Here is a 26068-nt window from a genome sequence, read left to right as displayed (position 1 = left end):
AACGGTGGGAGCCTCTCGGCTGCAAGGCGCAGGATTGTAGCGCAGTGGGGCCTTGGCGCCCAATCCACCCATGTTACCGACGGGTGGCTTGGCCGGCAGGAAAAGGCGACGGGCTGTGTCGGGCGCGACAATAGGCATGTCTTCCCCGGGCCGTGGGCTCTATAATGCTCGGCAGATTCAAAGTCCCAGTACAGGTATCCCAGATGAAACGTCCAAGTGGTCGCGCCGCCGATCAGCTCCGCTCGATCCGCATCACCCGCAACTACACCAAGCACGCCGAAGGGTCGGTACTGGTCGAGTTCGGTGACACCAAGGTCATCTGCACGGTCAGCGTGGAAAACGGTGTGCCGCGCTTCCTCAAAGGCCAGGGCCAAGGCTGGCTGACCGCCGAATACGGCATGCTGCCGCGCTCCACCGGCGAGCGTAACCAGCGCGAAGCCAGCCGTGGCAAGCAGGGTGGCCGCACCCTGGAAATCCAGCGCCTGATCGGCCGTTCGCTGCGCGCCGCGCTGGACATGAGCAAGCTCGGTGACATCACCCTGTACGTCGACTGCGACGTGATCCAGGCCGATGGTGGCACCCGTACCGCGTCCATCACCGGTGCCATGGTCGCCCTGTGCGACGCCCTGGCGGTGATCAAGAAGCGCGGTGGCCTGAAGGCCGGCAACCCGCTCAAGCACATGATCGCCGCAGTGTCGGTGGGCATGTACCAGGGCGAAGCGGTGCTCGACCTGGACTACCTGGAAGACTCCGCCGCCGAAACCGACCTGAACGTGGTCATGACCAGCGCCGGTGGTTTCATCGAAGTGCAGGGTACTGCCGAAGGTGCGCCGTTCCAGCCTGAAGACTTCAACGCCATGCTCGCCCTGGCACAGAAGGGCATGAGCGAGATCTTCGAACTGCAGCAGGCGGCACTGGCCGACTGAACCCAGCCAGGGAGGTGCGGGGCATGAGCGAATCGAACCTGTCGATCACCCCGCCCAATGCCGAAATCCGGCAGTGGGCGATGTTCTGCCACCTCTCCGCGCTGCTGGGCCTGGTGGTGCCGCTCGGGCACTTGCTGGGCCCGCTGGTGCTGTGGCACCTCAAGCGCGAGCAAGACCCTTTCATCGACGCCCAGGGCAAAGAGGCGCTGAACTTTCAGATCAGCGTGACCATTGCCGGGTTCATCTGCTTCCTGCTGATGTTCGTGTTCATCGGGCTGGTGCTGTTCGCCATGCTGATGGTCGCGGTGATGATCCTGATCATCATTGCGGCTGTGCGGGCGAATGAGGGCAAGCCGTATCGCTACCCGATGATCTGGCGGCCGATCAAATAATGCTGGGGCTGCTTTGCAGCCCTATCGCGACACAAGGCCGCTCCTACAAGGGATATGCATTCCCCTGTAGGAGCGGCCTTGTGTCGCGATAGGGCCGCAAAGCGGCCCCATGCCTTCAGATGGTCAACGTCCAGTCATAGTCGACGATCAGCGGCGCATGCTGGGAGAAGCGCGGCTGACGCGGCAGGCGGGCATTGCGCACGAAGCGGCGCAGGCCCGGGGTGAGGATCTGGTAGTCGAACCGGTAGCCCAGGTTGAGCATCTCGGCCTGCTCGTTGTCCGGCCACCAGCTGTACTGGTCGCCCTCACGGCTGACTTCGCGCAGGGCATCGACGTAACCCATCTCGCCAGTGATCGCGTCCATCCAGGCACGCTCCGGCGCCAGGAAACCCGGCGACTGCTGGCTGTCACGCCAGTTCTTGATATCGAGCTTCTGCTGCGCCACGTAGAACGAGCCGCAGTAGATGTATTCGCGACGCTTGCGACGCTGTTTGTCCAGGTACTTGGCGAAGTCGTCCATTAACTTGAACTTCTGGTTCAAGTCTTCGTCGCCGTTCATCCCCGAAGGCAGCAGCAGGCTGGCAATACTGACTTTGTCGAAATCTGCTTGCAGGTAACGCCCGTAGCGGTCGGCTGTCTCGAAGCCCAGGCCGGTGATGACTGCCTTGGGCTGCATGCGCGAATACAGGGCCACACCACCTTGGGCAGGCACCTCCGCGTCGCAGGCATAAAGGAAATAGCCATCGAGCTGGAAAGCTGGGTCATCGAGTTCAAAGGCCGAGGCGCGGGTATCCTGAAGGCAGATGACGTCGGCATTCTGGGCTTGCAGCCAGCTGAGCAAACCACGCTCGGCCGCAGCCTGAATGCCATTTACGTTCACACTGATGATCCGCATAAATGGCCCCAAAAATCTCGTGCGTGTATGATACCCGAGCTCAACCCATTTAGCTAAATCCGTGGTGTCCGGGACTATCCATGCAGCCGTATCAGCGCGACTTCATCCGTTTTGCCATCGATCGCGGGGTACTGCGTTTCGGTGAATTCACCCTGAAATCGGGGCGTACCAGCCCGTATTTCTTCAATGCCGGCCTGTTCAACACCGGTTCCGCCCTGGCCGAACTGGGCCGTTGCTATGCCGCAGCCATCGTCGACAGCAAGATCCCGTTCGATGTGCTGTTCGGCCCGGCTTACAAAGGTATCCCGCTGGCAGCGACTACCGCCGTGGCCCTTGCCGATCAGCATCAGCTCGACGTGCCATGGTGCTTCAACCGCAAGGAAGCCAAGGACCACGGTGAAGGTGGCAGCCTGGTCGGTGCACCGCTGGCCGGTGACGTGCTGATCATTGACGACGTGATCACCGCCGGTACCGCCATTCGTGAAGTCATGCAGATCATCAATGCCCAGCAGGCCAAGGCCGCTGGCGTGCTGATCGCGCTGAACCGCGAAGAGCGCGGCAATGGCGAGCTGTCGGCGATCCAGGAAGTGGAGCGTGACTTCGGTATCCCTGTGGTCAGCATCGTTTCGCTGACCCAGGTGCTGGAGTTCCTGGCCGATGACCCACAGCTGAAGCAACATCTGCCAGCTGTCGAGGCTTACCGGGCGCAGTACGGTATCTGATCCGGGCCTGGAAATGAAAAAGGCGACCTTCTTGTGAAGGTCGCCTTTTTTTGTCGCCGTTTTCGGCCCTGTCGCAGGCAAGTCCGCGAAGGAAGCCGGAACAGGCCGGACTCAGTCGGTGCCGTACTTGGGCGACCGTGGCCCATAGAGGATGCCGCCGTTCGGGTGCGGCGTCAGCAGGCGTGCGCTGGTCATGCCAGCGATCGGGTAACCTGCATCATCCTGCACACTGCTGATGATCTGGTTGACCGCCGCAACGATCAGCATGCCGATGATGCCGCCCTGGTTCTGCTGGTTTTCCTGGCTGGAGGCAGTGGCGCTGCCAGTCCACAAGGTGGTACCGGTCTTCAAGTCGACCAGCTTGGCATTGGCGGTGACGATGGTCGCACTGCTAAGCACCATGTAGCGGGTGCCGTAGTCCGATACCGTGACGTACAGGCCGGCGTCGGCGCCAAAGATCTCATTCAGCTTGGTCGTCGGTAGCTGGTGGATGTCGGCTGGCGTGGTCATGCCGTTTTGGCGGAAGGTCTCGTCCACCAGCGCCACCGGCATCACATAGTAGCCGGCCTCGGCCAGCGGGTAGGTCACCTGCGACAGCATGCTGTAGCTCGCCTTCACATCGGGCGACTCGTTCAGTGGCGGCAGGATCAGGATCGACTTCGGGCGGCTCTGTTTGTAAGCCGAGTAGTCGATGGTCTTGCGCTCGGCGCAGCCCGCGAACAGGGCCAGCACGCAGGCGCCGACGACAAGGCGGCTAAGGCGCTTGATCATTGCTTGCCCCCCTTGGTGGCGTTGCTCAGCAGAAAGTCCATGTACGCCGCCGACTCCGGGAAGAGCGCCTTCTCGGTGCGGAATTGCTGGATCATCTGGTCATCCTTGCCCAGGCTGGAATACAGCAGGCCCAACTGCGCATGGTAGCCAGGCGGGACGGCGCCATTCTTGGCCTTGATCTTTTCCAGGTCGCGCTCCAGCGCAATGACCTGTTCTTCTTTCGAATCGCCTTTGAGGTAGCCATAAACCTGGGGTTGATAGCTTTCCCATTGGTACAGCGGCTTGGGCGCATTGCAGCCGGCCAGCAAGACGCTGCCCAACACAAGGCCAGCGCAGATGCGCATGGCCGGGAGGGTGATGCTCATGGGAGGGGTCCTTCCTGGAAAAATCTTTTACTGGGCCTTTGGATTCCATTGGCCGTTTTCGACAGCGTTCACCAATTTGTTCACGGCTTCGCGCATGGCCAGGTCGAGAACCTTGCCGTTGAGCGTCGAGTCGTAGCTGGCGGTGCCGCCGAAACCGATGATTTCGCGGTTGGACAACGCGTATTCACCTGCCCCCTGGCTCGAGTAGACGACTTCGGAGGTGCTGATGTTGACGATGTTCAACGCCACCTTGGCGTAGGCGATCTGGGTCTTGCCACGGCCGAGGATGCCAAACAGTTGGTGGTCGCCGACTTCCTTGCGGCCGAACTCGGTGACATCGCCTGTTACCACGAAGTCCGCACCTTTCAGGCGTTGTGCCTGGCCCTTGATTGCGGCTTCCTGCTGGATCTCGCTCATGTTGTCGCGATCGAGCACGTTGAAGCGGTTGGTCTGCTGCAGGTGGGTGATGAGGATGGTCTTGGCCTGGCCGCCGAGGCGGTCGACGCCATCGGAGAAGATACCGCGCATGTAGCTGGAGCGGTTGTCGAACTTGCCTACGGCAATCGGCGCGCGCGCGCCGCTGTAGGGGCGGCTTACGCTTTCGACCTGTTGTACGGCAACAGCGGTGGAGGTTTCGGTGGCACAGCCGGCGATGGACCCGACAGCCAGGGCGGCTGCCAGCACGAGTCCGTGTGATGCGTATTTCACGCGTGTACTCCAGATGGATAGTGGCAATTTGCAGTGAGCCTGCATATTGCCACGTTGTATCGGCTGCTGGTCAGGAATCTTATGATCGAACCTGAATTGACCGCCTTGCACCACCTGTCCGCGTACATCGGGCTGAAAGCACAGCGGGCCAGCCGCCGTGTATTACAGCCGGATCAGTGACGCTTGCGGTTGGTAATCAGGGTACCCACGCCGCTGTCGGTGAAGATCTCCAGCAGCACCGCATTCGGCACGCGGCCGTCGATGATGTGCGAGCTGTTGACACCGCCCTGCACCGCATCCAGCGCGCACTTGATCTTCGGCAGCATGCCGCCGTAGATGGTGCCGTCGGCGATCAGTTCGTTGACCTGCTCGGTGGTCAGGCCGGTCAGTACTTCGCCCTGCTTGTCCATCAGGCCGGCGATGTTGGTCAGCAGCATCAACTTCTCGGCCTTCAGCGCTTCGGCTACCTTGCCAGCCACCAGGTCGGCGTTGATGTTGTAGGACTCACCATTGGCACCCACGCCGATCGGTGCGATCACCGGGATGAAGTCGCCCTTCACCAGCATGTTCAGCAGGTCGGTGTTCACGCTTACCACTTCGCCAACGTGGCCGATGTCGATGATTTCCGGGGTGGTCATCTCGGGCGTCTGGCGGCTGACGGTCAGCTTGCGGGCGCGGATCAGCTCCGCGTCCTTGCCGGTCAGGCCGATTGCGCTGCCGCCGTGGCGGTTGATCAGGTTGACGATGTCCTTGTTGACCTGGCCACCCAGCACCATCTCCACCACGTCCATGGTCGCCGAGTCGGTGACGCGCATGCCGTCGATGAAGTGGCTTTCGATCGACAGGCGCTTGAGCAGGTCGCCGATCTGCGGGCCACCACCGTGGACCACCACCGGGTTGATGCCCACAGCCTTCATCAGCACGATGTCACGGGCGAAGCCGGTCTTGAGCTCCTCGCTCTCCATCGCGTTGCCGCCGTACTTGATCACCAGGGTCTTGCCGACAAAGCGGCGGATGTAAGGCAGTGCTTCGGACAAAACCTCGGCTACATGGGAAGCGGCATCGCGATCGAGGGTCATGCAGGGCTCCTGTAAGGAACAGATAGTCGGTCAGAACGGCAGTTGCAGCTCAGGCTCAACCCGCAGCAACTGGGTACGGAAAACATCCTTGATACGTTGCAATTCGGCGTCGCTGTCGGCCTCGAAGCGCAGCACCAGCACCGGGGTGGTGTTGGAGGCGCGAACCAGGCCCCAGCCGTGGGCGTAGTCCACCCGCACACCGTCGATGGTGGTCAGGTTGGCTTCGCCCCAGTCGGCGTCGCGTTGCAGTGCATCAATGATGCTGAATTTACCCTCGTCGGTCACATCAATATTGATTTCCGGCGTGGAAATATCGTTCGGGAACGCGGCGAACAGGTTTTCGGCGCTCTGCCCGGCCTTGCTGAGGATCTCCAGCAGGCGTGCAGCGCTATAGATGCCGTCGTCGAAACCGTACCAGCGTTCCTTGATGAAGATGTGACCGCTCATCTCGCCGGCCAGCAGCGAGCCGGTCTGCTTCATCTTCTTCTTGATCAGCGAGTGACCGGTCTTCCACATCAGTGCGCGGCCGCCGTGCTGCTCGATCAGCGGGGTCAGGCGACGGGTGCATTTGACGTCGAAGATGATCTCGGCGCCCGGGTTGCGAGACAGCACGTCCTGGGCAAACAGCATCAGCAGGCGGTCTGGGTAGACGATGCTGCCGGTGTTGGTCACCACGCCGACGCGGTCGCCGTCACCGTCAAAGGCCAGGCCGATATCGGCGCCGGTTTCCTTGACCTTGGCGATCAGGTCTTCGAGGTTTTCCGGCTTGCCCGGGTCCGGATGGTGGTTGGGGAAGTTGCCGTCGACTTCGCAGAACAGCGGGATCACTTCGCAGCCCAGGGCTTCGATCAGTTGCGGCGCGACCACGCCGGCGGCACCGTTGCCGCAGTCCACGACCACCTTGAGCCTCCTGGCCAGCTTCACGTCCTCGACGATCTGCTGGAAGTAGCGGTCAAGGATCTCGACCTTTTCCACGCGGCCTTCGGCGCGGGTCAGGTCGTTGGTTTTCAGGCGCGTCAGCAGGGCCTGGATCTGTTCGTTGGCCAGGGTATCGCCAGCGATGACGATCTTGAAGCCGTTGTAGTCCGACGGGTTGTGGCTGCCGGTCAGCATCACACCGGACTTGCCGGCCAGCACGTTGGCTGCGTAGTACAGCGCCGGGGTGGGTACCAGGCCGACGTCGCTGACTTGGCAGCCGGCATCGACCAGGCCCTTGATCAGCTGTTCGACCAGCATCGGGCCGGACAGGCGGCCATCGCGGCCGACCGAAACCTGCGGTTCGCCCTGGGCCAGGCTCTGTGCGCCGATGGCGCGGCCGATCCAGTAGGCGGTTTCGGCGTGAAGGGTTTTGCCGACCACGCCGCGAATGTCATACGCGCGGAAAATGCTGTCTGGCAGTGCGGCGGGTACCAGGTGGGCCATGTCGTTCATCTCTGGAAGCTCCATTAGTCAAAGGCTTTCTGGGCAGGCGCAAACTGAACGCTTGGACGGTGGTTTCGCCAGAGAGTTCGCCATCCTTGGCCTGAACGGTCATTTCTCGGCTCAGTGGCTGCCGGAATGGCCAAAGCCGCCAGCACCGCGCTGGCTTTCATCGAACGCTTCGACGATATCGAAATGGGCCTGTACCACCGGTACCAGCACCAGCTGGGCAATGCGCTCGCCAACGGCGATGGTGAACGGGGTGTTGCCGCGGTTCCAGCACGACACCATCAACTCGCCCTGGTAGTCCGAGTCGATCAGCCCGACCAGGTTGCCCAGCACGATGCCGTGCTTATGGCCCAGGCCCGAGCGCGGCAGGATCACCGCCGCCAGGCCCGGGTCGCCGATGTAGATCGACAGGCCGGTGGGGATCAGCAGGGTCTGGCCTGGCTCGAGGACGGTGTCTTCCTTGAGCAGGGCGCGCAGGTCCAGGCCGGCGGAGCCGGGGGTGGCGTACTGCGGCAGGGGAAATTCGGTGCCCAGGCGTGGGTCGAGGATCTTGGCTTGAAGAGCGTGCATGTAACTTATTGAACCTGATTGAGCCGTTCGGCGATGAAGGCGACCAGTTGCCGGGCAATCTTGCCCTTGCTGGTCTGCGCGAAGAGGGTCTGGTGCTGCTGGCGGTCGATCACGGTCAAGGCGTTTTCCTCGCTGTTGAAGCCGATGCTGGGGTTGGCCACATCATTGGCGACGATCAGGTCGAGGTTCTTGTCCTTGAGCTTGCGCGTGGCGTAATCGAGCAAGTGTTCGGTCTCGGCGGCGAAACCGACGCTGAACGGGCGGTCGGCGCGGCCAGCGATGGTGGCAAGGATATCGGGATTGCGCACCATCTGCAGCAGCATGCCGTCGCCGGTCGTAGGATCTTTCTTCAATTTTTGCGTGGCAACGACTTCCGGGCGGTAGTCCGCAACCGCCGCAGAGGCGATGAACAGGTCGCACGGCATGGCCGCTTCACAGGCCGCGAGCATGTCCCGTGCGCTGACCACGTCGATACGGCTGACCCGGTCGGGGGTCGGCAGGTGCACCGGACCAGTGACGAGGGTGACCCGAGCCCCGGCTTCGGCGGCCGCTTCGGCCAGGGCGAAGCCCATCTTGCCGGAGCTATGATTGGTGATGTAGCGCACCGGGTCGATGTTTTCCTGGGTCGGGCCGGCGGTGATCAGCACGTGCTTGCCGGTCAGTGCCTGGCGCTTGAAGCTTTCCGCGGCACACCAGGCCAGGTCGGTGGCTTCGAGCATGCGGCCCAGGCCGACATCGCCACAGGCTTGGCTACCGGACGCCGGGCCGAACACCTGGATGCCACGGCTCTTGAGCAGTTCGAGGTTGGCTTGGGTGGCCGGGTCGCGCCACATGGCCTGGTTCATGGCCGGGGCCACGGCGACGGTGGCATCGGTAGCCAGCACCAGGGTGGTCAGCAGGTCGTCGGCCATGCCTTGGGCCATGCGCGCCATGAGGTCGGCGGTGGCCGGGGCGATCAGCACCAGGTCGGCCCACTTGGCCAGTTCGATGTGGCCCATGGCCGCTTCGGCGGCAGGGTCGAGCAGGTCCATGTGCACCGGGTGGCCCGACAGCGCCTGCAGGGTCAGCGGGGTGATGAACTCTGCACCACCACGGGTCATGACGACGCGCACCTGCGCGCCGTGCTCCAGGAGTCGGCGAATCAGTTCGGCGCTTTTGTAGGCGGCAATGCCGCCACCCACGCCGAGAACGATGCGCTTGCGATACAGCCGCTGCATAGGCTTGCCTTTTTCCAGTGAGAGCGGGCGGCGACGTTTGAAAATGCCTGCGGCAGAACGTCGCATGTACGAGGCGAAATAGATTAACACAGGGCCGAAATGGGCCGCAGCAAGGGCAGAGGGACGGGATGAATATCAGGGAGTGGCCGGCGGAAGAGCGGCCGAGGGAGAAGTTGTTGCAGCGTGGGGCCGGAAGCCTGACGGACGCGGAATTGCTGGCTGTATTTCTCGGCTCAGGTGTGCGTGGGCGCAATGTCGTGGAGCTGGCGCGAGGTCTGCTCGTGAAGTTCGGGGGGTTGCGCCAGTTGCTGGAGGCCGACCGTGAGGCTTTCGTCGGCGAGCTTGGGTTGGGTCCGGTGAGGTTCAGCCAGCTGCAGGCGCTGCTGGAGATCGGGCGCAGGCACCTTGCAACTTCGATTGAGCGTGAATCCGCGATGGACAGCCCGGCAACGGTGAGGCGTTATTTGAAAGCGATGCTGCGACATGAAGTCAGCGAGGTGTTCGGATGCCTCTTTCTCGATACCAAGCACAGGCCGTTGGCGTTTGAGATCCTCTTCCGAGGCACGATAGATCGGGCCAGCGTCTACCCGCGGGAAGTGGTGCGGCGGGCATTGCTGCATAACGCAGCGGCCTTGATCCTGTGCCACAACCACCCCTCGGGCAACAGTGAGCCCAGCCAGGACGATGTGCACTTGACCCTGTCGTTGAAGCGGGGGCTGGCGTTGATCGATGTGCGGGTGCTGGATCACATCATCATCGGTGACGGGGAGCCGCTGTCGATGGTCGAGCATGGGTGGATTGTGGCTTAGGCACTTGTGCTGCCTGTCCCGGCCTCTTCGCGGGCTCGCCCGCTCCCACAGGTATCGTGCCAACCTTGAGTGTTGTGCTGTCCCTGTGGGAGCGGGCAAGCCCGCGAAAAGGCCGGTGCAGGCTTACTTGTTCACTGACACCTTGCTGAAATCCAACCGCCCGAACGGGCTCACCTGATACCCCTCGACCCCTTGGCGCAGCAGGGTCGCCGCCGTCGGGTGCGCCAGCGGCACCCACAGCGCCTGCTGCTGGATCAGCGTCTGTGCCTGCTGGTAAAGCCGGCTGCGCACACTCTGGTCGTTGGTGGTGCGTCCGGCGCTGATCAGCTGGTCCAGGCGGCTGTCGCAGAAGCGTGCGAAGTTGGTCCCCGACTGCACCGCCGCGCAGGAAAACTGCGGGCTGAGGAAGTTGTCCGGGTCGCCGTTGTCACCCGCCCAACCCATGAACAGCAGGTCATGCTCGCCCGCCTTGGCGCGGCGGATCAGCTCGCCCCACTCGATCACGCGGATCTCGGCCTTGATGCCAATCTTGGCCAGGTCGGCCTGCAGCATCTGCGCACCGAGGCTGGGGTTGGGGTTGAGCAGGCTGCCCGACGGGCGGGTCCAGATCGTGGTGCTGAAGCCCTCGGCCAGGCCGGCCTTGGTCAACAGGGCCTTGGCTTTCTTCAGGTCCAGCGGGTAGCCGGGCAGGTCCTTGGCGTAGCTCCAGGTGTTGGGTGGGTAGGGGCCGTTGGCGGCCACCGCAGAGTCTTCGAACACGGCCTTGAGGTAGGCCTGCTTGTCGAAGGCCAGGTTGATCGCCTGGCGCACTTCCGGCTTGTCCAGCGGCGGGTGCTGGCTGTTGATGGCGACGAAGGCGGTCATGAACGCCGGGGTGGTGGCCACCTGGAGGTTGCGGTCCTTGCCGGCTTCGGCGATGTCCAGCGGCTTGGGCGACAACGCGACCTGGCACTCGCCGCGCTTGAGCTTCTGCAGGCGCACGTTGGCATCGGTGGTGATGGCGAAGATCAGCGGGTCGACCGCCGGCTTGCCGGCGAAGTAGTCAGGGTTGGCGCGGTAGCGCACCACGGCGTCCTTCTGGAAGCGCTGGAAGATGAACGGCCCGGTGCCGACCGGCTGGCTGTTGAGCTTCTCCGGCGTGCCGGCCTTGAGCAGTTTGTCGGCGTACTCGGCGGAGTAGATCGAGGCGAAGCCCATGCTCAGGGTGGCCAGGAAGGTGGCGTCCGGGTGGCTGAGGGTGAAGCGCACGGTGTTCGGTGCCGGCGCCTCGATCGCCTTGATCAGGCTGCCCAGTTGCAGCGACTGGGCATGCGGGTAGCCGCCTGGCGCAGTCTTGTGCCAGGCATGGGCGGGGTAGAGCATGCGCTGGAAGCTGAACAGCACGTCGTCGGCGTTCAGTGCGCGGCTTGGCTTGAAGTAGGCGGTGGTGTGGAATTTCACGTCATCGCGCAAGGTGAAGTCGTAGATCAGGCCGTCGGCCGATACCGTCCAGCTGGCCGCCAGGCTCGGCACCACCTTGCCTTGCGCCGCGTCGAACTCCACCAGGCGGTTCATCAGCACATCGGCTGTGGCGTTGGTGGTGGTCAGCGAGTTGTACTGCACCACGTCGAAGCCTTCGGGGCTGGCCTCGCTGCAGACGCTCAGCGGGGCGGCCTGGGCAACGCCTGCGGCGAACAGGGCGCTTGCGGCGAACAAGGAGTTGAACAATAAGGAAAGGGCGGCAGTACGCATGGTGGCTCCTTGGCTGTCAGTGGCCCATCTGCCAGTGCAGTCTGGAAAAGGCCTACCCTAGTGTGCCCGTCGGGAAATGACCACACCCTTTTTTACAAAATTGGCGACGGGCGGTCGACGGCTGGCGGGGCCTGCCGCTATGCTGGCCCGGCGCGTTCCGGCTCGTGACAATGTGCATCTAATGTTGTTGCGGCCAAGTCTTTCTGGTATAAAGCAGCGCTCTTTTCTAGGGGCTCGGCCTGTCGCATAAGCGGATCCGGTCGATAAGACCTCCAGAATCACGGCGCCTAGGCGCCAAAGACTGAGAGATTAAGCGGCCAACCCATGCCGGGTTGGGCATGTGGTTTTAGAGGGCTGAGTCATGTCGAGAGTCTGTCAAGTTACTGGTAAGGGTCCAGTAACCGGGAACAACATTTCCCACGCAAACAACAAAACCCGTCGTCGTTTCCTGCCGAACCTGCAGCACCACCGTTTCTGGGTTGAATCCGAGAAGCGTTTCGTGCGTCTGCGCGTATCTGCCAAAGGCATGCGCGTTATTGACAAGCGTGGTATCGACGTAGTGCTGGCCGAGCTGCGCGCTCGCGGCGAAAAGTTCTAAGGAGAACGTCATGCGTGAATTGATCCGTCTGGTTTCGAGTGCTGGCACTGGCCACTTCTACACCACCGACAAGAACAAGCGCACCACTCCGGACAAAATCGAGATCAAGAAATACGATCCGGTTGTTCGCAAGCACGTGGTGTACAAGGAAGCCAAGATCAAGTAATTGATCGGCGACCTGAAAAAAACCCGCATCCGAAAGGAGGCGGGTTTTTTTATGCCTGCAAGAAAGCCGGGGCCGCTTCGCGCCCCTTTCGCGACACAAGGCCGCTCCTACAGGGACCGCGCAATGCCTGTAGGAGCGGCCTTGTGTCGCGAAGCGGCCCCAGAGGCTTACTTCTGCTCGAACATCACATAGATCTTGCGGCAAGGCTCCAGCACTTCCCAGGTGCCCTTGAAGCCGGCCGGGATGACAAACCGATCACCGGCACGCAGGGTCTTGGCTCCGCCATCCTGGTCACGCAGCACCGAAACGCCCTGGACGATCTCGCAGTACTCATGCTCGGTGTAGTTCACCGTCCACTGCCCCACCTCGCCTTCCCACACGCCCGCGGCAAACTGCCCGCACGGGCTGGAATAATGGTTGTAGACAGCCTGGTCTGGCTCGCCCTTGAGGATTTTTTCTGCCGCCGGGCGGTAGCGTTCGGCCTCGGTAATGACCTGTGCGAAGTCGATGATGCTGTCGATGCTCATGGTTCGGCTCCTGTTGTTGTTTAATAAAATGCACATGAGTAGGCTTTTGAGCCATTCGTGTCAAATATATTGATAGTTTACACCGGCTGGTTTAGGGTGTCGGTAGCCAAAATGCCCTCGACGCTTGGGCAGAATTCTGACAACGCCTGTGAGTCCTCAGTGCGGCGTTGCACCTATACAAGAGGAGGAGTTTCGTATGACCACCCTGACTCGTGCGGACTGGGAACAACGTGCCCAGCAACTGAAGATCGAAGGCCGTGCCTTCATCAACGGCGAATACACCGATGCCGCATCCGGTGAAACCTTCGAGTGCCTGAGCCCGGTCGACGGACGCTTCCTGGCCAAGGTTGCCAGCTGCGACCTGGCCGATGCCAACCGCGCTGTGGAAAACGCCCGTGCCACCTTCAACTCCGGCGTGTGGTCGCAGTTGGCCCCGGCCAAGCGCAAGGCCAAGCTGATCCGCTTCGCCGACCTGCTGCGCAAGAACGTCGAAGAGCTGGCGCTGCTGGAAACCCTGGACATGGGCAAGCCGATCGGCGACTCCTCCAGCATCGACGTACCTGGCGCGGCCAATGCCATCCACTGGACTGCCGAAGCCATCGACAAGGTCTACGACGAAGTCGCCCCGACCCCGCATGACCAGCTCGGCCTGGTCACCCGCGAAGCGGTGGGTGTGGTCGGTGCCATCGTACCGTGGAACTTCCCGCTGCTGATGGCCTGCTGGAAGCTCGGCCCGGCCCTGGCCACCGGTAACTCGGTAGTGCTCAAGCCGTCCGAAAAATCACCGCTGACTGCCATTCGCATTGCCCAGTTGGCCATCGAAGCTGGTATCCCGGCTGGCGTGCTGAACGTGCTGCCAGGCTACGGCCACACCGTGGGCAAGGCCCTGGCCCTGCACATGGACGTCGACACCCTGGTATTCACCGGTTCGACCAAGATCGCCAAGCAACTGATGGTTTACGCGGGCGAATCGAACATGAAGCGCATCTGGCTGGAAGCCGGCGGCAAGAGCCCGAACATCGTCTTCGCTGACGCTCCGGACCTGCAAGCTGCCGCCGAAGCTGCCGCCAGCGCCATCGCCTTCAACCAGGGCGAAGTGTGCACCGCCGGCTCGCGCCTGCTGGTCGAGCGTTCGATCAAGGACAAGTTCCTGCCGATGGTGGTCGAGGCCCTGAAAGGCTGGAAGCCAGGTAACCCGCTGGACCCACAGACCACTGTCGGTGCCCTGGTCGACACCCAGCAGATGAACACCGTGCTGTCGTACATCGAGGCTGGCCACAAGGACGGCGCCAAGCTGCTGGCCGGCGGCAAGCGCACCCTGGAAGAAACCGGTGGCACCTATGTCGAGCCGACCATCTTCGACGGTGTGACCAACGCCATGAAGATCGCCCAGGAAGAAATCTTCGGCCCGGTGCTGTCGGTGATTGCCTTCGATACCGCCGAAGAAGCCGTCGCCATTGCCAACGACACGCCGTATGGCCTGGCCGCTGGCATCTGGACCTCGGACATCTCCAAGGCCCACAAGACCGCCCGTGCCGTGCGCGCTGGCAGCGTCTGGGTCAACCAGTACGACGGCGGCGACATGACCGCGCCGTTCGGTGGCTTCAAGCAGTCGGGCAACGGCCGTGACAAGTCGCTGCATGCGCTGGAGAAGTACACCGAGCTGAAGGCGACCTGGATCAAGTTGTAATCCCGGGGGCCGCTTCGCGGCCCATTCGCGGCACAAGGCCGCTCCTACAGGGGTATGCGTTTCCCTGTAGGAGCGGCCTTGTGCCGCGAATGGGCTGCAAAGCAGCCCCCAGAACTCGAGAGGTCAAGGATGCGTTGGGGTACCTACTTCGCCGTACTGGCATCGGTGCTAAGCGTCGGGCTGGCACTCGGCGTGAGCATGCCGCTGGTATCCCTGCGCCTGGAGGCCTGGGGCTACGGCAGCTTCGCCATCGGCGTGATGGCTGCAATGCCGGCGCTGGGCGTGCTGGTAGGTGCCAGCCTGGCCAGCCGCCTGGCCGGCTGGGTCGGCGTGCCCTCGGCCATGCGCCTGTGCCTGTGGGGCGGGGCGCTGTCGATCGGCCTGGTCGCACTGCTGCCCAGCTACCCGCTGTGGCTGCTGTTGCGGCTGCTGATCGGTATGTCACTGACCGTGGTGTTCATCCTCGGCGAAAGCTGGATCAACCAGCTGGTGGTCGAGCAATGGCGTGGCCGCCTGGTGGCGCTGTATGGCAGCAGCTATGCGCTCAGCCAGCTGGCCGGGCCACTGGTGCTGGGCTTTCTCGGCTCGGATGACGACTTCGGCTTCTGGGCCGCTACCGGCCTGCTGCTGGTGGCGCCGCTGATTCTCCTGGGCCGTGGCGGGGCACCCAGCACAGAGGCCTGCAGCGTCACCTTCGGCGACCTGTTTGCCTTCTGCCGGCGCTTGCCGGTGATCGCCTGGGCCATTGCCCTGTTTGCCTCGTTCGAAGCAATGATCCTGACCTTGTTGCCGGTGTATTGCCTGCAACAGGGCTTCAGCACCGAAATCGCCCTGTTCATGGTCAGTACCGTGGTGGTGGGCGATGCGGTGCTGCAACTGCCCATCGGTGCGCTGGCCGACCATATGTCGCGGCGCGCCCTGTTCACCGGCTGTGCGGTGACCCTGCTGGTATCCAGTCTGGCGATTCCGTTGCTGCTGCATACACCGGCGATCTGGCCGCTGTGGGTGCTGTTCGGGGCCAGTGCGGGGGGCTTGTTCACCTTGTCGCTGGTGCTGATTGGTGAGCGCTACCGGGATGATGCGCTGGTGCGGGCCAACGCCCATGTGGCGCAGCTGTGGGGTATTGGCTGCCTGCTCGGGCCGCTGCTGGCCGGGGCAGGCAGCCAGTGGATCAGCGGGCATGCATTGCCGTTGCTGATGGCGGCGGGGGCTGCGGGGTTGGTGGTGTTGACCCGGCGGCGCGGGGCGTTTGAGCCGGCTTCTGCCTGATGGATTCTGGGGCCGCTTTGCGGCCCATCGCGACGCAAGGCCGCTCCTACAGGAGATACGCGATCCCATGTAGGAGCGGCCTTGTGTCGCGATGGGCTGCAAAGCAGCCCCAAAATCGCCGCTACAACATCTTCTCCAGGCCAACCGCCTTGCTGATCCAGGCATTGAACCGCCGCCACATCCCGCCCGGTTCGGATGTGAGCATGCGCCGCCTGCCATTTTCCTCGGTCACCCATACCATCTGGTTACCCACCAGCGTCGGCTGATAGCTCAAGGCCGGGGCCATGCCCTGTACCGCCAGTGCGCGGGTGTACTCGGCCAGCTCCGGGCTGTCCACCAGCACTCCGACCTCGGTATTCCACAACACCGAACGCGGGTCGAAGTTGAACGAGCCGATGAAGGTCTTGCGCCGGTCGAACACGATCGCCTTGCTGTGCAGGCTCGAGTCCGAGCTGCCATGGAAGCTCACGCGGTGCTGCGCGCTGGGGTCGCCGGGTTGGCGGCGCAGCTCGTACAGCTGCACGCCATGCTCCAGCAGCGCCCGCCGATACGGCGCATAGCCGCCATGCACCGCCGGCACGTCGGTAGCCTCCAGCGAGTTGGTCAGCAGCTTGACCGATATGCCCGCGTCGGCGCTGTGGGTCAGGTACAGCAGGCCGGACTCGCCGGGTACGAAGTACGCCGATACCAGGATCAGCTCGTGTTGCACCTTGCTCAAGTCCGGGGCCAGTTGCTGGGTCAGCAGCAGTTGCGGGTCCGGTTCGTCATCGGCCAGCACCTTGCTCGGCGCATCCCACAGCGCCTGGGCATGGGCCCAGATAAGCTCGTTGCGCCACACATCCAGGCGTGGCTGCGACTGGTAGGCCATCAAGCGGTCATACAGGGCTTTGCGCTGCGTCCTGGCTTCGGCCAGTGAAACTTCCAGGCGGTGGCGGCTGGCGCGCAGGTCGCTGGCATCCGGGTCGCGCCAGAGGAAGTCGGTAATCGGCCGGCTCAGGGCGCTGTTCCAGTATTGGTCGAAGCTGTGGCCGAGCTGTTCGGCCACCGGGCCGACGCCCAGCAAGTCGATGTCGGTGAAGTTGAGGTTGGGTTCGGCATCGAAATACTCATCGCCCAGGTTGCGCCCGCCGACGATGGCCATGCTGTTGTCCACCAGGAAAAGCTTGTTGTGCATGCGCCGGTGCTGGCGCGACAGGTTGAACAGGCGGCCCACCGCGCGCGTCACGCCGGTGCTGCGGCCCAGGTGCAGCGGGTTGAACACGCGTATCTGAATGTTCGGGTGGGCATCGAGGGTGCCCATGATGACGTCCAGGCCGTCGCTGGTGGTGTCGTCGAGCAGGATGCGCACGCGCACGCCACGGTCGGCGGCGCGCAGCAGTTCATGCACCAGGGCGCGGGTGCTGAGGCCATCGTGGACGATGTAGTACTGCAAGTCGATGCTCGCCTGGGCGTTGCGGATCAGTTCGGCGCGGGCGCGGAACGCCTCGTTGCTGTTGGGCAGCAGGCGAAAGCCCGAGCGGCCGCCGTAGGGCGCGGCCTGGCGCAGAACCGAACGGCCGAAGGCCGAGTCGTTGGCAGGCAGCGCCTGGCTGGTTTCGCGGGGCGTGCCGACGCTGGCGCAGCCGGCAAGGCCGAGCAGTAGCACCAGCAGCAGAGGCAGGGCTCGCTGGAGTCTCAAGGGTGGATCGTCCTGTGCAGCAAAGGCTTGATAGGTTGGACCGTGGCGGGCTGCGCAAAGTTACGCGCTGGCGCTTTCTTCATCCAGTAGACGAAGGGCGGTTTCACCAACCTTGCGCACGGCGGCTTCGATCTGCGGCGTCGGCCGCGCGGCGAAGTTCATGCGCAGGCAGTGGCGGAACTTGCCCGAGGCCGAGAAGATGCTGCCCACGGCAACCTGTACGTCCTGCTCCAGTAAAGCCCGGTTCAGGCGCAGCGTATCGAAATGTTCGGGTAATTCCACCCACAACATGAAGCCACCTTGCGGCCGGCTGACCCGGGTGCCCGCCGGGAAGTAGCGGGTCACCCAGTCGCTCATCAGGTCGCGGCCACGCTGGTACTGGCTGCGCATGCGCCGCACGTGGGGTTGGTAGTGCCCGCCGGCGATGAAGTCGGCAATGGCCAACTGCGGCTGGCTGGCCGTGCTGCCGGTGCTGATGTACTTCATGTGCAGCACCCGCTCCAGGTAACGACCGGGTGCCACCCAGCCTATCCGCAGGCCGGGGGCGAGGGTCTTGGAGAACGAACTGCAAAGCAGCACGCGGCCGTCGTCGTCAAACGACTTGAGGGTGCGTGGGCGCGGGTAGGTGTAGGCCAGGTCGCCGTATACATCATCTTCGAGGATCGCCACGTCGTAGCGCTGGGCCAGGCTCAGCAGGGCCTTCTTGCGGGCCTCGGGCATGATGTAGCCGAGCGGGTTGTTGCAGCTGGGGGTGATCTGGATGAGCTTGATCGGCCACTGCTCCAAGGCCAGCTCCAGCGCCTCCAGGCTGATGCCGGTGACCGGGTCGGTGGGGATTTCCAGGGCTTTCATGCCCAGGCCCTTGAGGGTCTGCATGGCGCCGTGGAAGCTGGGGGAGTCGACCGCGACGATATCGCCCGGCTCGCACACTGCGCGAATGCTGCATGACAGCGCCTCATGGCAGCCGGTGGTTATCACCAGGTCGCCCGGGCCCAGGCGGCAGCCGGAGTCGAGCGTCAGCCGGGCCACCTGTTCGCGCAGGGCCAGATTGCCGTGGATGTTGTCGTAGTACAGGCCGGGCATGTCCTGCCGCCGGCTCAGCTGGGCGAGGCTGCGCAGCAGTGGCTTGAGGGTTGGGCTGTCGATGTCGGGCATGCCGCGGCCGAGCTGGATCACGCCTTGGCGTGGGGTGCTTCGCACCAGTTCCAGCACCTGCTCCCATTGCGAGATGTCTACCGGGCGCTGGGCCGGGCGGCTGACGGCGGGCAGGGCTGGCAGGTGGCGGTGGTCGTTGACGAAGTAGCCGGACTTGGGCCGGGGCGAGACCATGCCGCTGTCTTCCAGCATGCGGTAGGCCTGCTGCACGGTGCTCAGGCTGACCCCGTGCTCCACACTCAGGGCGCGCACTGACGGCAGGCGCTGGCCGGGGCGGTAGAGGCCCTGTTCAATGCGCGCACCGAGCAGTTCGGCGAGGTTCAGGTAAAGGGTCACGGCATACTCCTTCGCTGCAATAGCGTGGCGACCGGTACAGTTGCGCTGAAAATACAGCATTCAGTCGGCCTGCGGCCAATTCTGTATGGGAATAATAAGGCTGTATTGGGTCTGTATTGCCGGTGCTGTCGACGCGCATGCTTTCTCCACGGTATCAACTGAACGAGAGGATGCGGTGATGGGTGGCATGAGCGATGTGCGCTTGCAACTGTTGGCCAAGGAACTGGAAGCCGGGCAGCAAGCCAAGGTGTTCAACGCGCCGGAAGGGTTGGGGCGTTGGGGGCTGATGCTGCATCGCTGGCACACCCGCAGGGCGCTGCTGCAGTTGACCGATGACGAGTTGCGCGATGTCGGGCTGAGCTGGGAGCAGGCCCGGACCGAGGGGAGTAAGCCCTTCTGGAAAGACTGACCATACAGATGTTGCGCGGTCAATGTAGGAGCGGCCTTGTGTCGCGATAGGGCCGCAGAGCGGCCCCAGCGATATTTGCGGCAAAGCTGAAACCTGGGGGCGCTACGCACCCCTTTCGCGACACAAGGCCGCTCCTACAGGGACCGCGTGGCTTTCAGATCAGCTCTTTCAGGCGATGCCACAGCATCCCCAACGCCAGCAGCGGCGAGCGCAGGTGCTTGCCGCCGGGGAAGGTGATGTGCGGCACCTTGGCAAACAGGTCGAACCGCCCGCTTTCCTGGCCGCTGATGGCTTCGCCGAGCAGGCGCGCAGCCAGGTGGGTGGCGTTGAGCCCATGGCCGGAGTAGGCCTGGGCGTAATACACGTTCGGCTGGCTGGCCAGGCGGCCAACCTGTGGCAGGCGGTTGGCGCCGATGCCGATCATGCCGCCCCACTGGTAGTCGATGCGCACGTCGGCCAGTTGCGGGAAAACCTTGAGCATCTTTGGCCGCATGTAGGCGGCGATGTCCTTCGGGTCGCGGCCTGAATAGTGGCAGGCACCGCCGAACAACAGGCGCTGGTCGGCGGACAGGCGGTAATAGTCCAGTGCCACGCGCTGGTCACACACCGCCATGTTCTGCGGCAGCAGCGAACGGGCACGTTCCTCGCCCAGCGGCTCGGTGGCGATGATGTAGCTGCCGGCTGGCAGCACCTTGCCGCCCAGTTCGCGGTTGAGGTCGTTGTGGTAGGCGTTGCAGCACAGCACCAGAGTCTTGGCGCGCACCCGGCCCTGGGCGGTGTGTACCTGTACTTCCGGGCCGTAGTCGATGCGTGTGACCTCGGACTGCTCGAGCAGCTTCACGCCCAGGCGGCTGGCCACGGCAGCCTCACCCAGTGCCAGGTTTAGCGGGTGCAGGTGCCCGGAGCCCATGTCGACCAGCCCGCCGACATAGCAGTCGGCACCGACCACGCTGTGGATATCGTCCTTGCCGACCAGGCGCAGTTCATGTGCGTAGCCGAGGCTGCGCAGTTCTTCAGCATCCTTCGCAAAGCCCAGCAGTTCGGCGGGTTTGTTGGCCAGGTCGCAATAACCCCAGGTCAGGTCGCAAGCGATGGCATGCCTTTCGACCCGCTCGCGGACGATCTGCACGGCTTCCAGGCCCATCAGTTTCAGGCTGCGCACGCCTTCCTCACCGATGACCGGGAGGAATTGTTCCAGGCCGTGGCCGACGCCACGGATCAGTTGCCCACCATTGCGCCCGCTGGCGCCCCAACCGAGCTTGCGCGCTTCCAGCAGGATGACCGAGAAGCCGCGTTCGGCCAGTTCGATGGCGGTGTTCAGGCCCGAGTAGCCGCCGCCGACGATGCACACGTCGGCGCTGTGCTCGCCTTGCAGGAAGGAGTGGTCGGGGTGTGGCGCGCTGCTGGCGGCGTAATAGGAGGCGGCGTGCTGCGCGCTGTGGATCATTGGGCAGGTCCTGAGGCTGGTGGGCTGAGGGGGAGGAGGATAAGCCGGGGCTTTGGGGAGGGGCAACCGGCCTCATCGCCGGCAAGCCAGCTCCCACAGGGTCCGCGTGGCACTTGAGACCGGCGGTGTACCTGTGGGGGCCGGCTTGCCGGCGATTGGCCCTATAATCCAACCTCAGCTCTCAAACTTGTACCTTGCCATGTCCTGCAACCGCCACAAGATCCACTTCCTGCGCGAACTCATCCCTTCCTTCGAGTGCGAGCCCGGCTGCCACGACTGCTGCGGCCCGGTCACCACTTCGGCGGAAGAAATGGCCCGCCTGCCGCGCAAGTCCCAAGCCGAGCAGGACGCCGCCCTGGAGCGCCTGGACTGTGTGCACCTGGGCCCCAACGGCTGCACGGTGTATGAAGAGCGCCCGATGATCTGCCGCCTGTTCGGCACCACCCCGCGCCTGGCCTGCCCGCGCGGTCGTGGCCCTGAACAGATGATCGAGCCCGCTGCCGAGCAGTTGGTCCACCAGTTCATTGCCACCACCCGCCAGGTGCTGGTCTGACTTCAGTCCGGGATCGGCAGGCAAAGGCTCTCCTTCACCTCTTCCATCACGATGTAGCTCTTCGATTCGCGCACGTGCGGCAGCTTCAACAGGATGTCGCCGAGCAGCTTGCGGTACGAGGCCATCTCGGAAATACGCGCCTTCACCAGGTAGTCGAAGTCGCCTGAAACCAGGTGGCATTCCAGTACGTGGGGCAGTTTCAGCACCGCGCGGCGGAACTCCTCGAAGGTGTCGCCCGACTTGTAGTCCAGGCTGATTTCCACGAACACCAGCAGGCTGCCCTTGAGGTGCTGCGGGTTCAGGCGGGCGTTGTAGCCCATGATGATGCCCTCGCGCTCCAGGCGGCGGACCCGCTCGGTGCAAGGGGTGGTGGAAAGCCCAACTTTCTCGCCCAGTTCGGTGAAGGAAATACGCCCGTCATTCTGCAGGATACGCAGGATGTTACGGTCGATCTTGTCCAGTTCACGCTTGCTCTGGTGCTGGGTTCTCATAGGGGATGCCCCTCCGTGAAAGGCGATTTTGCCGAGAATTCTCGCCAATAATAGGCTTTTATATAGTGAATTGCACTGCCTTCAAATTCCTATACTGCGCGCATTCATGCCATTTCAATAAAAGTCTGCGGCGCGCCGCGTGCGAGGGATAAAACGATGCGAGTTCTGGTACTTGGTAGCGGTGTGATCGGAACCGCCAGTGCCTACTATCTGGCCCGGCAAGGTTTCGAAGTAACGGTGGTCGATCGCCAGCCGGCGGTGGCCATGGAAACCAGCTTTGCCAACGCAGGCCAGATCTCGCCCGGCTATGCCTCGCCCTGGGCCGCCCCAGGCGTGCCGCTGAAGGCCATCAAATGGCTGCTGGAGCGCCACGCGCCCCTGGCCATCAAGCTCACCGGCGACGTCGACCAGTACCTGTGGATGGCACAGATGCTGCGCAACTGCACCGCCAGCCGTTACGCTGTGAACAAGGAGCGCATGGTGCGCCTGTCCGAGTACAGCCGTGACTGTCTCGACGAACTGCGCGCCGAAACCGGCATCGCCTACGAAAACCGCAGCCTGGGCACCACCCAGCTGTTCCGTACCCAGGCCCAGGTGGATGCCGCGGCCAAGGACATTGCCGTGCTGGAGCAGTCCGGCGTGCCTTACGAGCTGCTCGACCGCGACGGCATTGCCCGCGTCGAGCCGGCCCTGGCTGGCGTCAAGGACATCCTGGCCGGCGCCCTGCGCCTGCCAAACGACCAGACTGGCGACTGCCAGCTGTTCACCACCAAGCTTGCCGAAATGGCCGTGAAGCTGGGCGTGGAGTTCCGCTTCGGCCAGGACATCCAGCGCCTGGACTTCGCGGGTGACCGCATCAATGGCGTGTGGATCGACGGCAAGCTGGAAACTGCCGACCGTTACGTGCTGGCGCTGGGCAGCTACTCGCCGCAGATGCTCAAGCCGCTGGGCATCAAGGCCCCGGTGTACCCGCTGAAGGGCTACTCGCTGACCGTGCCGATCACCAACGCCGACATGGCCCCGACCTCGACCATTCTCGACGAGACCTACAAGGTCGCCATTACCCGTTTCGACAACCGTATCCGCGTCGGCGGCATGGCTGAAATTGCCGGTTTTGACCTGTCGCTGAACCCGCGTCGGCGCGAAACGCTGGAGATGATCGTCAACGACCTTTATCCTCGCGGCGGTGATCTGAGCCAGGCCAGCTTCTGGACCGGCCTGCGCCCGGCGACCCCGGACGGCACGCCGATCGTCGGCGCCACGGCGTTCCGCAACCTGTTCCTGAACACCGGTCACGGTACTTTGGGCTGGACCATGGCGTGCGGCTCCGGTCGCCTGCTGGCCGACCTGATTGCGCGCAAGAAGCCGCAGATCAGTGCCGAAGGCCTGGACATTTCCCGTTATGGCAACAGCCCGGAAGTGGCCAAGCACGGGCAGACTGCGCCGGCTCACCAGCAGTAATAGCCTGCGCCGGCCTCTTCGCGGCTAAAGCCGCTCCCACAGGGATCGCATGTGCTTGGACATTGTGCGGTCCCCTGTGGGAGCGGCTTTAGCCGCGAAGAACCCAACACCGTTTTCAACCTGTGAACCACCATAAGGCAGCCGCCATGCGTCCCGCCCGCGCCCTGATCGACCTCCAGGCCCTGCGCCACAACTACCGTCTGGCCCGTGAACTGACCGGTGCCAAAGCCCTCGCAGTGATCAAGGCCGACGCCTACGGCCACGGCGCCGTGCGCTGTGCCCTGGCCCTGGAGGCCGAAGCCGACGGCTTTGCCGTGGCCTGCATCGAAGAAGCGCTGGAGCTGCGCGCCGCCGGTATCAAGGCCCCGGTGCTGCTGCTGGAAGGCTTCTTCGAAGCCAGCGAACTGGCCCTGATCGCCGAACACGACCTGTGGTGCGTGGTGCACTCGCTGTGGCAACTGGAAGCGATCGAAAAGACCCAGCTGCACAAGCCGCTCACCGTCTGGCTCAAGCTCGACAGCGGCATGCACCGCGTCGGCCTGCACCCCAAGGACTACCACGAGGCCTACCAGCGCCTGCTGGCCAGCGGCAAGGTCGCGCGCATCGTGCTGATGAGCCACTTCGCTCGCGCCGACGAACTGGATGCCGACGCTACCGCCCAGCAGATCGCCGTGTTCGAGGCCGCCCGCCAGGGCCTGGCCGCCGAGTGCAGCCTGCGCAACTCCCCCGGTGTGCTGGGCTGGCCGCAGGCCCCCAGCGACTGGGTGCGCCCGGGCCTGATGCTGTACGGTGCCACACCGTTCGAAGTGGCCCAGGCCGAGGCCGAGCGCCTGCAACCGGTGATGACCCTGCAATCGCGGGTGATCAGCGTGCGCGAGCTGCCTGCCGGCGAGCCGGTGGGCTACGGCGCCAAGTTCGTCAGTCCACGGCCAACCCGTGTTGGTGTGGTTGCCATGGGCTATGCCGATGGCTACCCGCGCCAGGCGCCCAACGGTACCCCGGTGCTGGTCGCCGGCAAGCGCACCCAACTGATCGGCCGGGTGTCGATGGACATGCTCAGCATCGACCTGACCGATGTGCCGGAAGCCACCGTCGGCAGCCCCGTCGAACTGTGGGGCAAGCATGTGCTGGCCAGTGAAGTGGCGGCGCACGCGGGTACCATTCCGTACCAGATTTTCTGCAACCTGAAGCGGGTACCTCGGGACTACGTCGGCGAATGACACGCTGAAGCGGACAGGTTGAAGGGCGGTGTGTTGTAAATACTGAACGGCATTGCCATGATATCGTTCACATCCACCCCCCTTTCCACCGTTTCAGGAGGCTCCAGCTTTGGACGTCGGCGAACGACTGCAAGCCATCCGCAAGCTCAAGGGCCTGTCCCAGCGTGAACTCGCCAAGCGTGCCGGCGTGACCAACAGCACCATCTCGATGATCGAGAAGAACAGCGTGAGCCCGTCGATCAGCTCGCTGCGCAAGGTGCTGAGCGGCATTCCCATGTCCATGGTCGAGTTCTTCTCGGTCGAACTGGAACCTGAAAGCCCCACGCAGATCGTCTACAAGGCCCATGAGCTGATCGATATCTCCGACGGTGCGGTGACCATGAAGCTGGTCGGCAAGTCGCACCCCAACCGTGCCATCGCCTTTCTCACCGAGGTGTATCCACCGGGTGCCGACACGGGGGCCGAAATGCTTACCCATGACGGTGAAGAAACCGGCATCCTGCTCGAAGGCCGCCTGGAGCTGGTGGTCGGCAATGAGATCTTCATCCTTGAAGAGGGCGACAGCTATTACTTCGAAAGCACCCGCCCGCACCGCTTTCGCAACCCGTTCGACCGCCCGGCGCGGCTGATCAGTGCGGCGACGCCTTCAAACTTTTGATCCAGCGCAGTGCATTGATTCGGCAATACCCCTTTCCTGTGTGGGGTCGTTTCACGGCCTCTGGGTTCCCGCTATACTTTTCAACGCTCGCCGATCCGTGGCCGCGAGCGTGATTAGCCACCATGAGGGTGTTCGCGTGAACCAAATCAAGAAGATGCTGGCCGTACCAGCAGCCGTATTCGCCCTCTGGGCAATGAGCGCAACCGCTGCGACCAATGATGACATCGCCAAGCGCCTGGAGCCGGTTGGCCAGGTGTGCGTCCAAGGCCAAGAGTGCAAAGGCATGGAAGTGGCCGCCGCCGCAGGTGGCGGTGGTGCCAAGACGCCGGACGAGATCATCGCCAAGCACTGCAATGCCTGCCATGGCTCCGGCCTGCTCGGCGCACCTAAGATTGGCGATACCGCGGCGTGGAAGGAACGCGCCGACCATCAGGGCGGCCTGGACGGCATCTTGGCCAAGGCCATTACCGGCATCAACGCCATGCCACCGAAAGGCACCTGCGCGGACTGCTCGGATGACGACCTGAAAGGGGCGATCAAGAAAATGTCCGGGCTGTGAGAAACAGCTGAATTGCATGAGGCCCGCCATTGATGGCGGGCTTTGTTTTTGTGGTGCCTGTGCCGGCCCTTTCGCGGCTAAAGCCGCTCCCACAGGTACAGTGCAGGCTTCAAGGGCTGTGGGGACCCTGTGGGAACTCGCAGGTACAGCACAGGACTCAAGGGCGGTGAGGTCTCTGTGGGAGCGGCTTTAGCCGCGAAGAGGCCGGCACGGGCAACCAACCCACCAAAGCCCATGT

At 63.4% G+C, this 26068-nt stretch carries 27 protein-coding genes and 1 pseudogene; 14 read left to right on the top strand and 14 right to left on the bottom strand.

What is annotated here, in order from left to right:
• Window positions 1-203 precede the first annotated feature (203 nt).
• Window positions 204-926, top strand: coding sequence for a ribonuclease PH (gene rph, locus C163_RS25500; protein ID WP_013974792.1), 723 nt, complete (start codon window positions 204-206; stop codon window positions 924-926).
• Window positions 927-949: 23 nt separating this feature from the next.
• The gene (locus tag C163_RS25495; RefSeq protein WP_003258195.1) at window positions 950-1318 is read left to right on the top strand and encodes a DUF4870 domain-containing protein; all 369 of its coding nucleotides are present in this window, start codon (window positions 950-952) and stop codon (window positions 1316-1318) included.
• A gap of 115 nt (window positions 1319-1433) precedes the next feature.
• Here the strand turns inward: C163_RS25495 and C163_RS25490 are convergent, their stop codons facing one another.
• Window positions 1434-2213: an exodeoxyribonuclease III gene (locus tag C163_RS25490; RefSeq protein WP_003253401.1), complete on the bottom strand. Its 780-nt coding sequence runs from the start codon at window positions 2211-2213 to the stop codon at window positions 1434-1436.
• A gap of 80 nt (window positions 2214-2293) precedes the next feature.
• On the opposite strand from C163_RS25490, the gene pyrE reads away from it, so the two are divergent.
• Window positions 2294-2935 carry an orotate phosphoribosyltransferase gene (gene pyrE / locus C163_RS25485; protein ID WP_003253405.1) on the top strand — a complete coding sequence of 214 codons (642 nt, stop codon included), beginning with the start codon at window positions 2294-2296 and terminating at the stop codon, window positions 2933-2935.
• A 111-nt stretch (window positions 2936-3046) separates the two neighbouring features.
• On the opposite strand, the gene C163_RS25480 is transcribed toward pyrE, so the two are convergent.
• The 7 genes and pseudogenes from C163_RS25480 to coaBC all read right to left on the bottom strand — a co-directional run bounded on the left by C163_RS25480 (window position 3047) and on the right by coaBC (window position 9073).
• Window positions 3047-3706 carry a DUF799 domain-containing protein gene (locus C163_RS25480; RefSeq protein ID WP_025341113.1) on the bottom strand — a complete coding sequence of 220 codons (660 nt, stop codon included), beginning with the start codon at window positions 3704-3706 and terminating at the stop codon, window positions 3047-3049.
• Window positions 3703-4071 carry a DUF4810 domain-containing protein gene (locus tag C163_RS25475; protein WP_025341112.1) on the bottom strand — a complete coding sequence of 123 codons (369 nt, stop codon included), beginning with the start codon at window positions 4069-4071 and terminating at the stop codon, window positions 3703-3705. Before C163_RS25475 ends, C163_RS25480 begins: the two co-directional genes overlap by 4 nt.
• A gap of 27 nt (window positions 4072-4098) precedes the next feature.
• Entirely contained in the window at window positions 4099-4779 is a 681-nt protein-coding gene (locus C163_RS25470) for a CsgG/HfaB family protein (protein WP_025341111.1), read from the bottom strand.
• Window positions 4780-4952: 173 nt separating this feature from the next.
• Window positions 4953-5858, bottom strand: coding sequence for an acetylglutamate kinase (gene argB, locus C163_RS25465; protein ID WP_025341110.1), 906 nt, complete (start codon window positions 5856-5858; stop codon window positions 4953-4955).
• 30 nt (window positions 5859-5888) lie between these two features.
• A pseudogene (locus tag C163_RS25460) lies at window positions 5889-7256 on the bottom strand (phosphomannomutase/phosphoglucomutase); the annotation flags it as partial.
• 144 nt (window positions 7257-7400) lie between these two features.
• Entirely contained in the window at window positions 7401-7856 is a 456-nt protein-coding gene (dut, locus tag C163_RS25455) for a dUTP diphosphatase (RefSeq protein WP_015272329.1), read from the bottom strand.
• Window positions 7857-7861: 5 nt separating this feature from the next.
• Window positions 7862-9073 carry a bifunctional phosphopantothenoylcysteine decarboxylase/phosphopantothenate--cysteine ligase CoaBC gene (gene coaBC, locus C163_RS25450; RefSeq protein ID WP_003253409.1) on the bottom strand — a complete coding sequence of 404 codons (1212 nt, stop codon included), beginning with the start codon at window positions 9071-9073 and terminating at the stop codon, window positions 7862-7864.
• 128 nt (window positions 9074-9201) lie between these two features.
• Here coaBC and radC point away from each other — a divergent pair, with 128 nt between their 5' ends.
• The gene (radC, locus tag C163_RS25445) at window positions 9202-9882 is read left to right on the top strand and encodes a DNA repair protein RadC (protein ID WP_025341108.1); all 681 of its coding nucleotides are present in this window, start codon (window positions 9202-9204) and stop codon (window positions 9880-9882) included.
• 123 nt (window positions 9883-10005) lie between these two features.
• Here radC and C163_RS25440 read toward each other — a convergent pair whose 3' ends face one another.
• Complete coding sequence (locus C163_RS25440) at window positions 10006-11613, bottom strand: ABC transporter substrate-binding protein (RefSeq protein WP_025341107.1); 1608 nt, start codon at window positions 11611-11613, stop codon at window positions 10006-10008.
• 361 nt (window positions 11614-11974) lie between these two features.
• On the opposite strand from C163_RS25440, the gene rpmB reads away from it, so the two are divergent.
• A complete protein-coding gene (gene rpmB / locus C163_RS26945) occupies window positions 11975-12211 on the top strand; it encodes a 50S ribosomal protein L28 (protein WP_003258972.1) in 237 nt (78 codons plus the stop codon).
• Window positions 12212-12221: 10 nt separating this feature from the next.
• Entirely contained in the window at window positions 12222-12377 is a 156-nt protein-coding gene (rpmG, locus tag C163_RS25430; RefSeq protein WP_003253507.1) for a 50S ribosomal protein L33, read from the top strand.
• A gap of 167 nt (window positions 12378-12544) precedes the next feature.
• Here rpmG and C163_RS25425 read toward each other — a convergent pair whose 3' ends face one another.
• A complete protein-coding gene (locus C163_RS25425) occupies window positions 12545-12904 on the bottom strand; it encodes a cupin domain-containing protein (RefSeq protein ID WP_003258971.1) in 360 nt (119 codons plus the stop codon).
• 196 nt (window positions 12905-13100) lie between these two features.
• Between C163_RS25425 and C163_RS25420 the strand changes: the two genes are divergently transcribed.
• The gene (locus tag C163_RS25420; RefSeq protein WP_013974786.1) at window positions 13101-14594 is read left to right on the top strand and encodes an aldehyde dehydrogenase; all 1494 of its coding nucleotides are present in this window, start codon (window positions 13101-13103) and stop codon (window positions 14592-14594) included.
• A 129-nt stretch (window positions 14595-14723) separates the two neighbouring features.
• Window positions 14724-15863, top strand: a complete 1140-nt coding sequence (locus C163_RS25415) for an MFS transporter (protein WP_025341105.1) — start codon at window positions 14724-14726, stop codon at window positions 15861-15863.
• 121 nt (window positions 15864-15984) lie between these two features.
• Here C163_RS25415 and C163_RS25410 read toward each other — a convergent pair whose 3' ends face one another.
• Together C163_RS25410 and C163_RS25405 are read right to left on the bottom strand one after the other, a co-directional pair.
• Window positions 15985-17541 (bottom strand): phospholipase D family protein, encoded by a 1557-nt coding sequence (locus C163_RS25410; RefSeq protein WP_025341104.1) that lies wholly within the window; start codon window positions 17539-17541, stop codon window positions 15985-15987.
• 60 nt (window positions 17542-17601) lie between these two features.
• Window positions 17602-19032, bottom strand: coding sequence for a PLP-dependent aminotransferase family protein (locus C163_RS25405; protein WP_177325773.1), 1431 nt, complete (start codon window positions 19030-19032; stop codon window positions 17602-17604).
• A 178-nt stretch (window positions 19033-19210) separates the two neighbouring features.
• Here C163_RS25405 and C163_RS25400 point away from each other — a divergent pair, with 178 nt between their 5' ends.
• Window positions 19211-19441, top strand: coding sequence for a DUF1127 domain-containing protein (locus tag C163_RS25400; RefSeq protein ID WP_025341102.1), 231 nt, complete (start codon window positions 19211-19213; stop codon window positions 19439-19441).
• 154 nt (window positions 19442-19595) lie between these two features.
• Here C163_RS25400 and C163_RS25395 read toward each other — a convergent pair whose 3' ends face one another.
• Window positions 19596-20888, bottom strand: coding sequence for an FAD-binding oxidoreductase (locus tag C163_RS25395; protein ID WP_025341101.1), 1293 nt, complete (start codon window positions 20886-20888; stop codon window positions 19596-19598).
• Between the two features lie 199 nt (window positions 20889-21087).
• Here C163_RS25395 and C163_RS25390 point away from each other — a divergent pair, with 199 nt between their 5' ends.
• Window positions 21088-21441, top strand: coding sequence for a YkgJ family cysteine cluster protein (locus C163_RS25390; RefSeq protein WP_013974780.1), 354 nt, complete (start codon window positions 21088-21090; stop codon window positions 21439-21441).
• Between the two features lie 2 nt (window positions 21442-21443).
• On the opposite strand, the gene dadR is transcribed toward C163_RS25390, so the two are convergent.
• The gene (gene dadR / locus C163_RS25385) at window positions 21444-21932 is read right to left on the bottom strand and encodes a transcriptional regulator DadR (protein ID WP_003258963.1); all 489 of its coding nucleotides are present in this window, start codon (window positions 21930-21932) and stop codon (window positions 21444-21446) included.
• Between the two features lie 156 nt (window positions 21933-22088).
• On the opposite strand from dadR, the gene dadA reads away from it, so the two are divergent.
• From dadA to C163_RS25365, 4 genes are all read left to right on the top strand, one after another.
• Window positions 22089-23393: a D-amino acid dehydrogenase gene (gene dadA / locus C163_RS25380; protein WP_013974779.1), complete on the top strand. Its 1305-nt coding sequence runs from the start codon at window positions 22089-22091 to the stop codon at window positions 23391-23393.
• Window positions 23394-23539: 146 nt separating this feature from the next.
• A complete protein-coding gene (gene alr / locus C163_RS25375) occupies window positions 23540-24613 on the top strand; it encodes an alanine racemase (protein WP_025341100.1) in 1074 nt (357 codons plus the stop codon).
• 109 nt (window positions 24614-24722) lie between these two features.
• A complete protein-coding gene (locus tag C163_RS25370; protein ID WP_013974777.1) occupies window positions 24723-25271 on the top strand; it encodes a cupin domain-containing protein in 549 nt (182 codons plus the stop codon).
• A 154-nt stretch (window positions 25272-25425) separates the two neighbouring features.
• The gene (locus tag C163_RS25365; RefSeq protein ID WP_038408395.1) at window positions 25426-25830 is read left to right on the top strand and encodes a cytochrome c5 family protein; all 405 of its coding nucleotides are present in this window, start codon (window positions 25426-25428) and stop codon (window positions 25828-25830) included.
• The last annotated feature ends 238 nt before the right edge of the window (window positions 25831-26068 follow it).

Origin of the sequence: Pseudomonas sp. FGI182, from assembly GCF_000511325.1 — a bacterium.
GTDB classification, from domain to species: Bacteria; Pseudomonadota; Gammaproteobacteria; order Pseudomonadales; family Pseudomonadaceae; genus Aquipseudomonas; species Aquipseudomonas putida_Z.
Note: the sequence above shows the minus strand (reverse complement) of the source record. Positions and strands in the feature narration are given on the sequence as shown.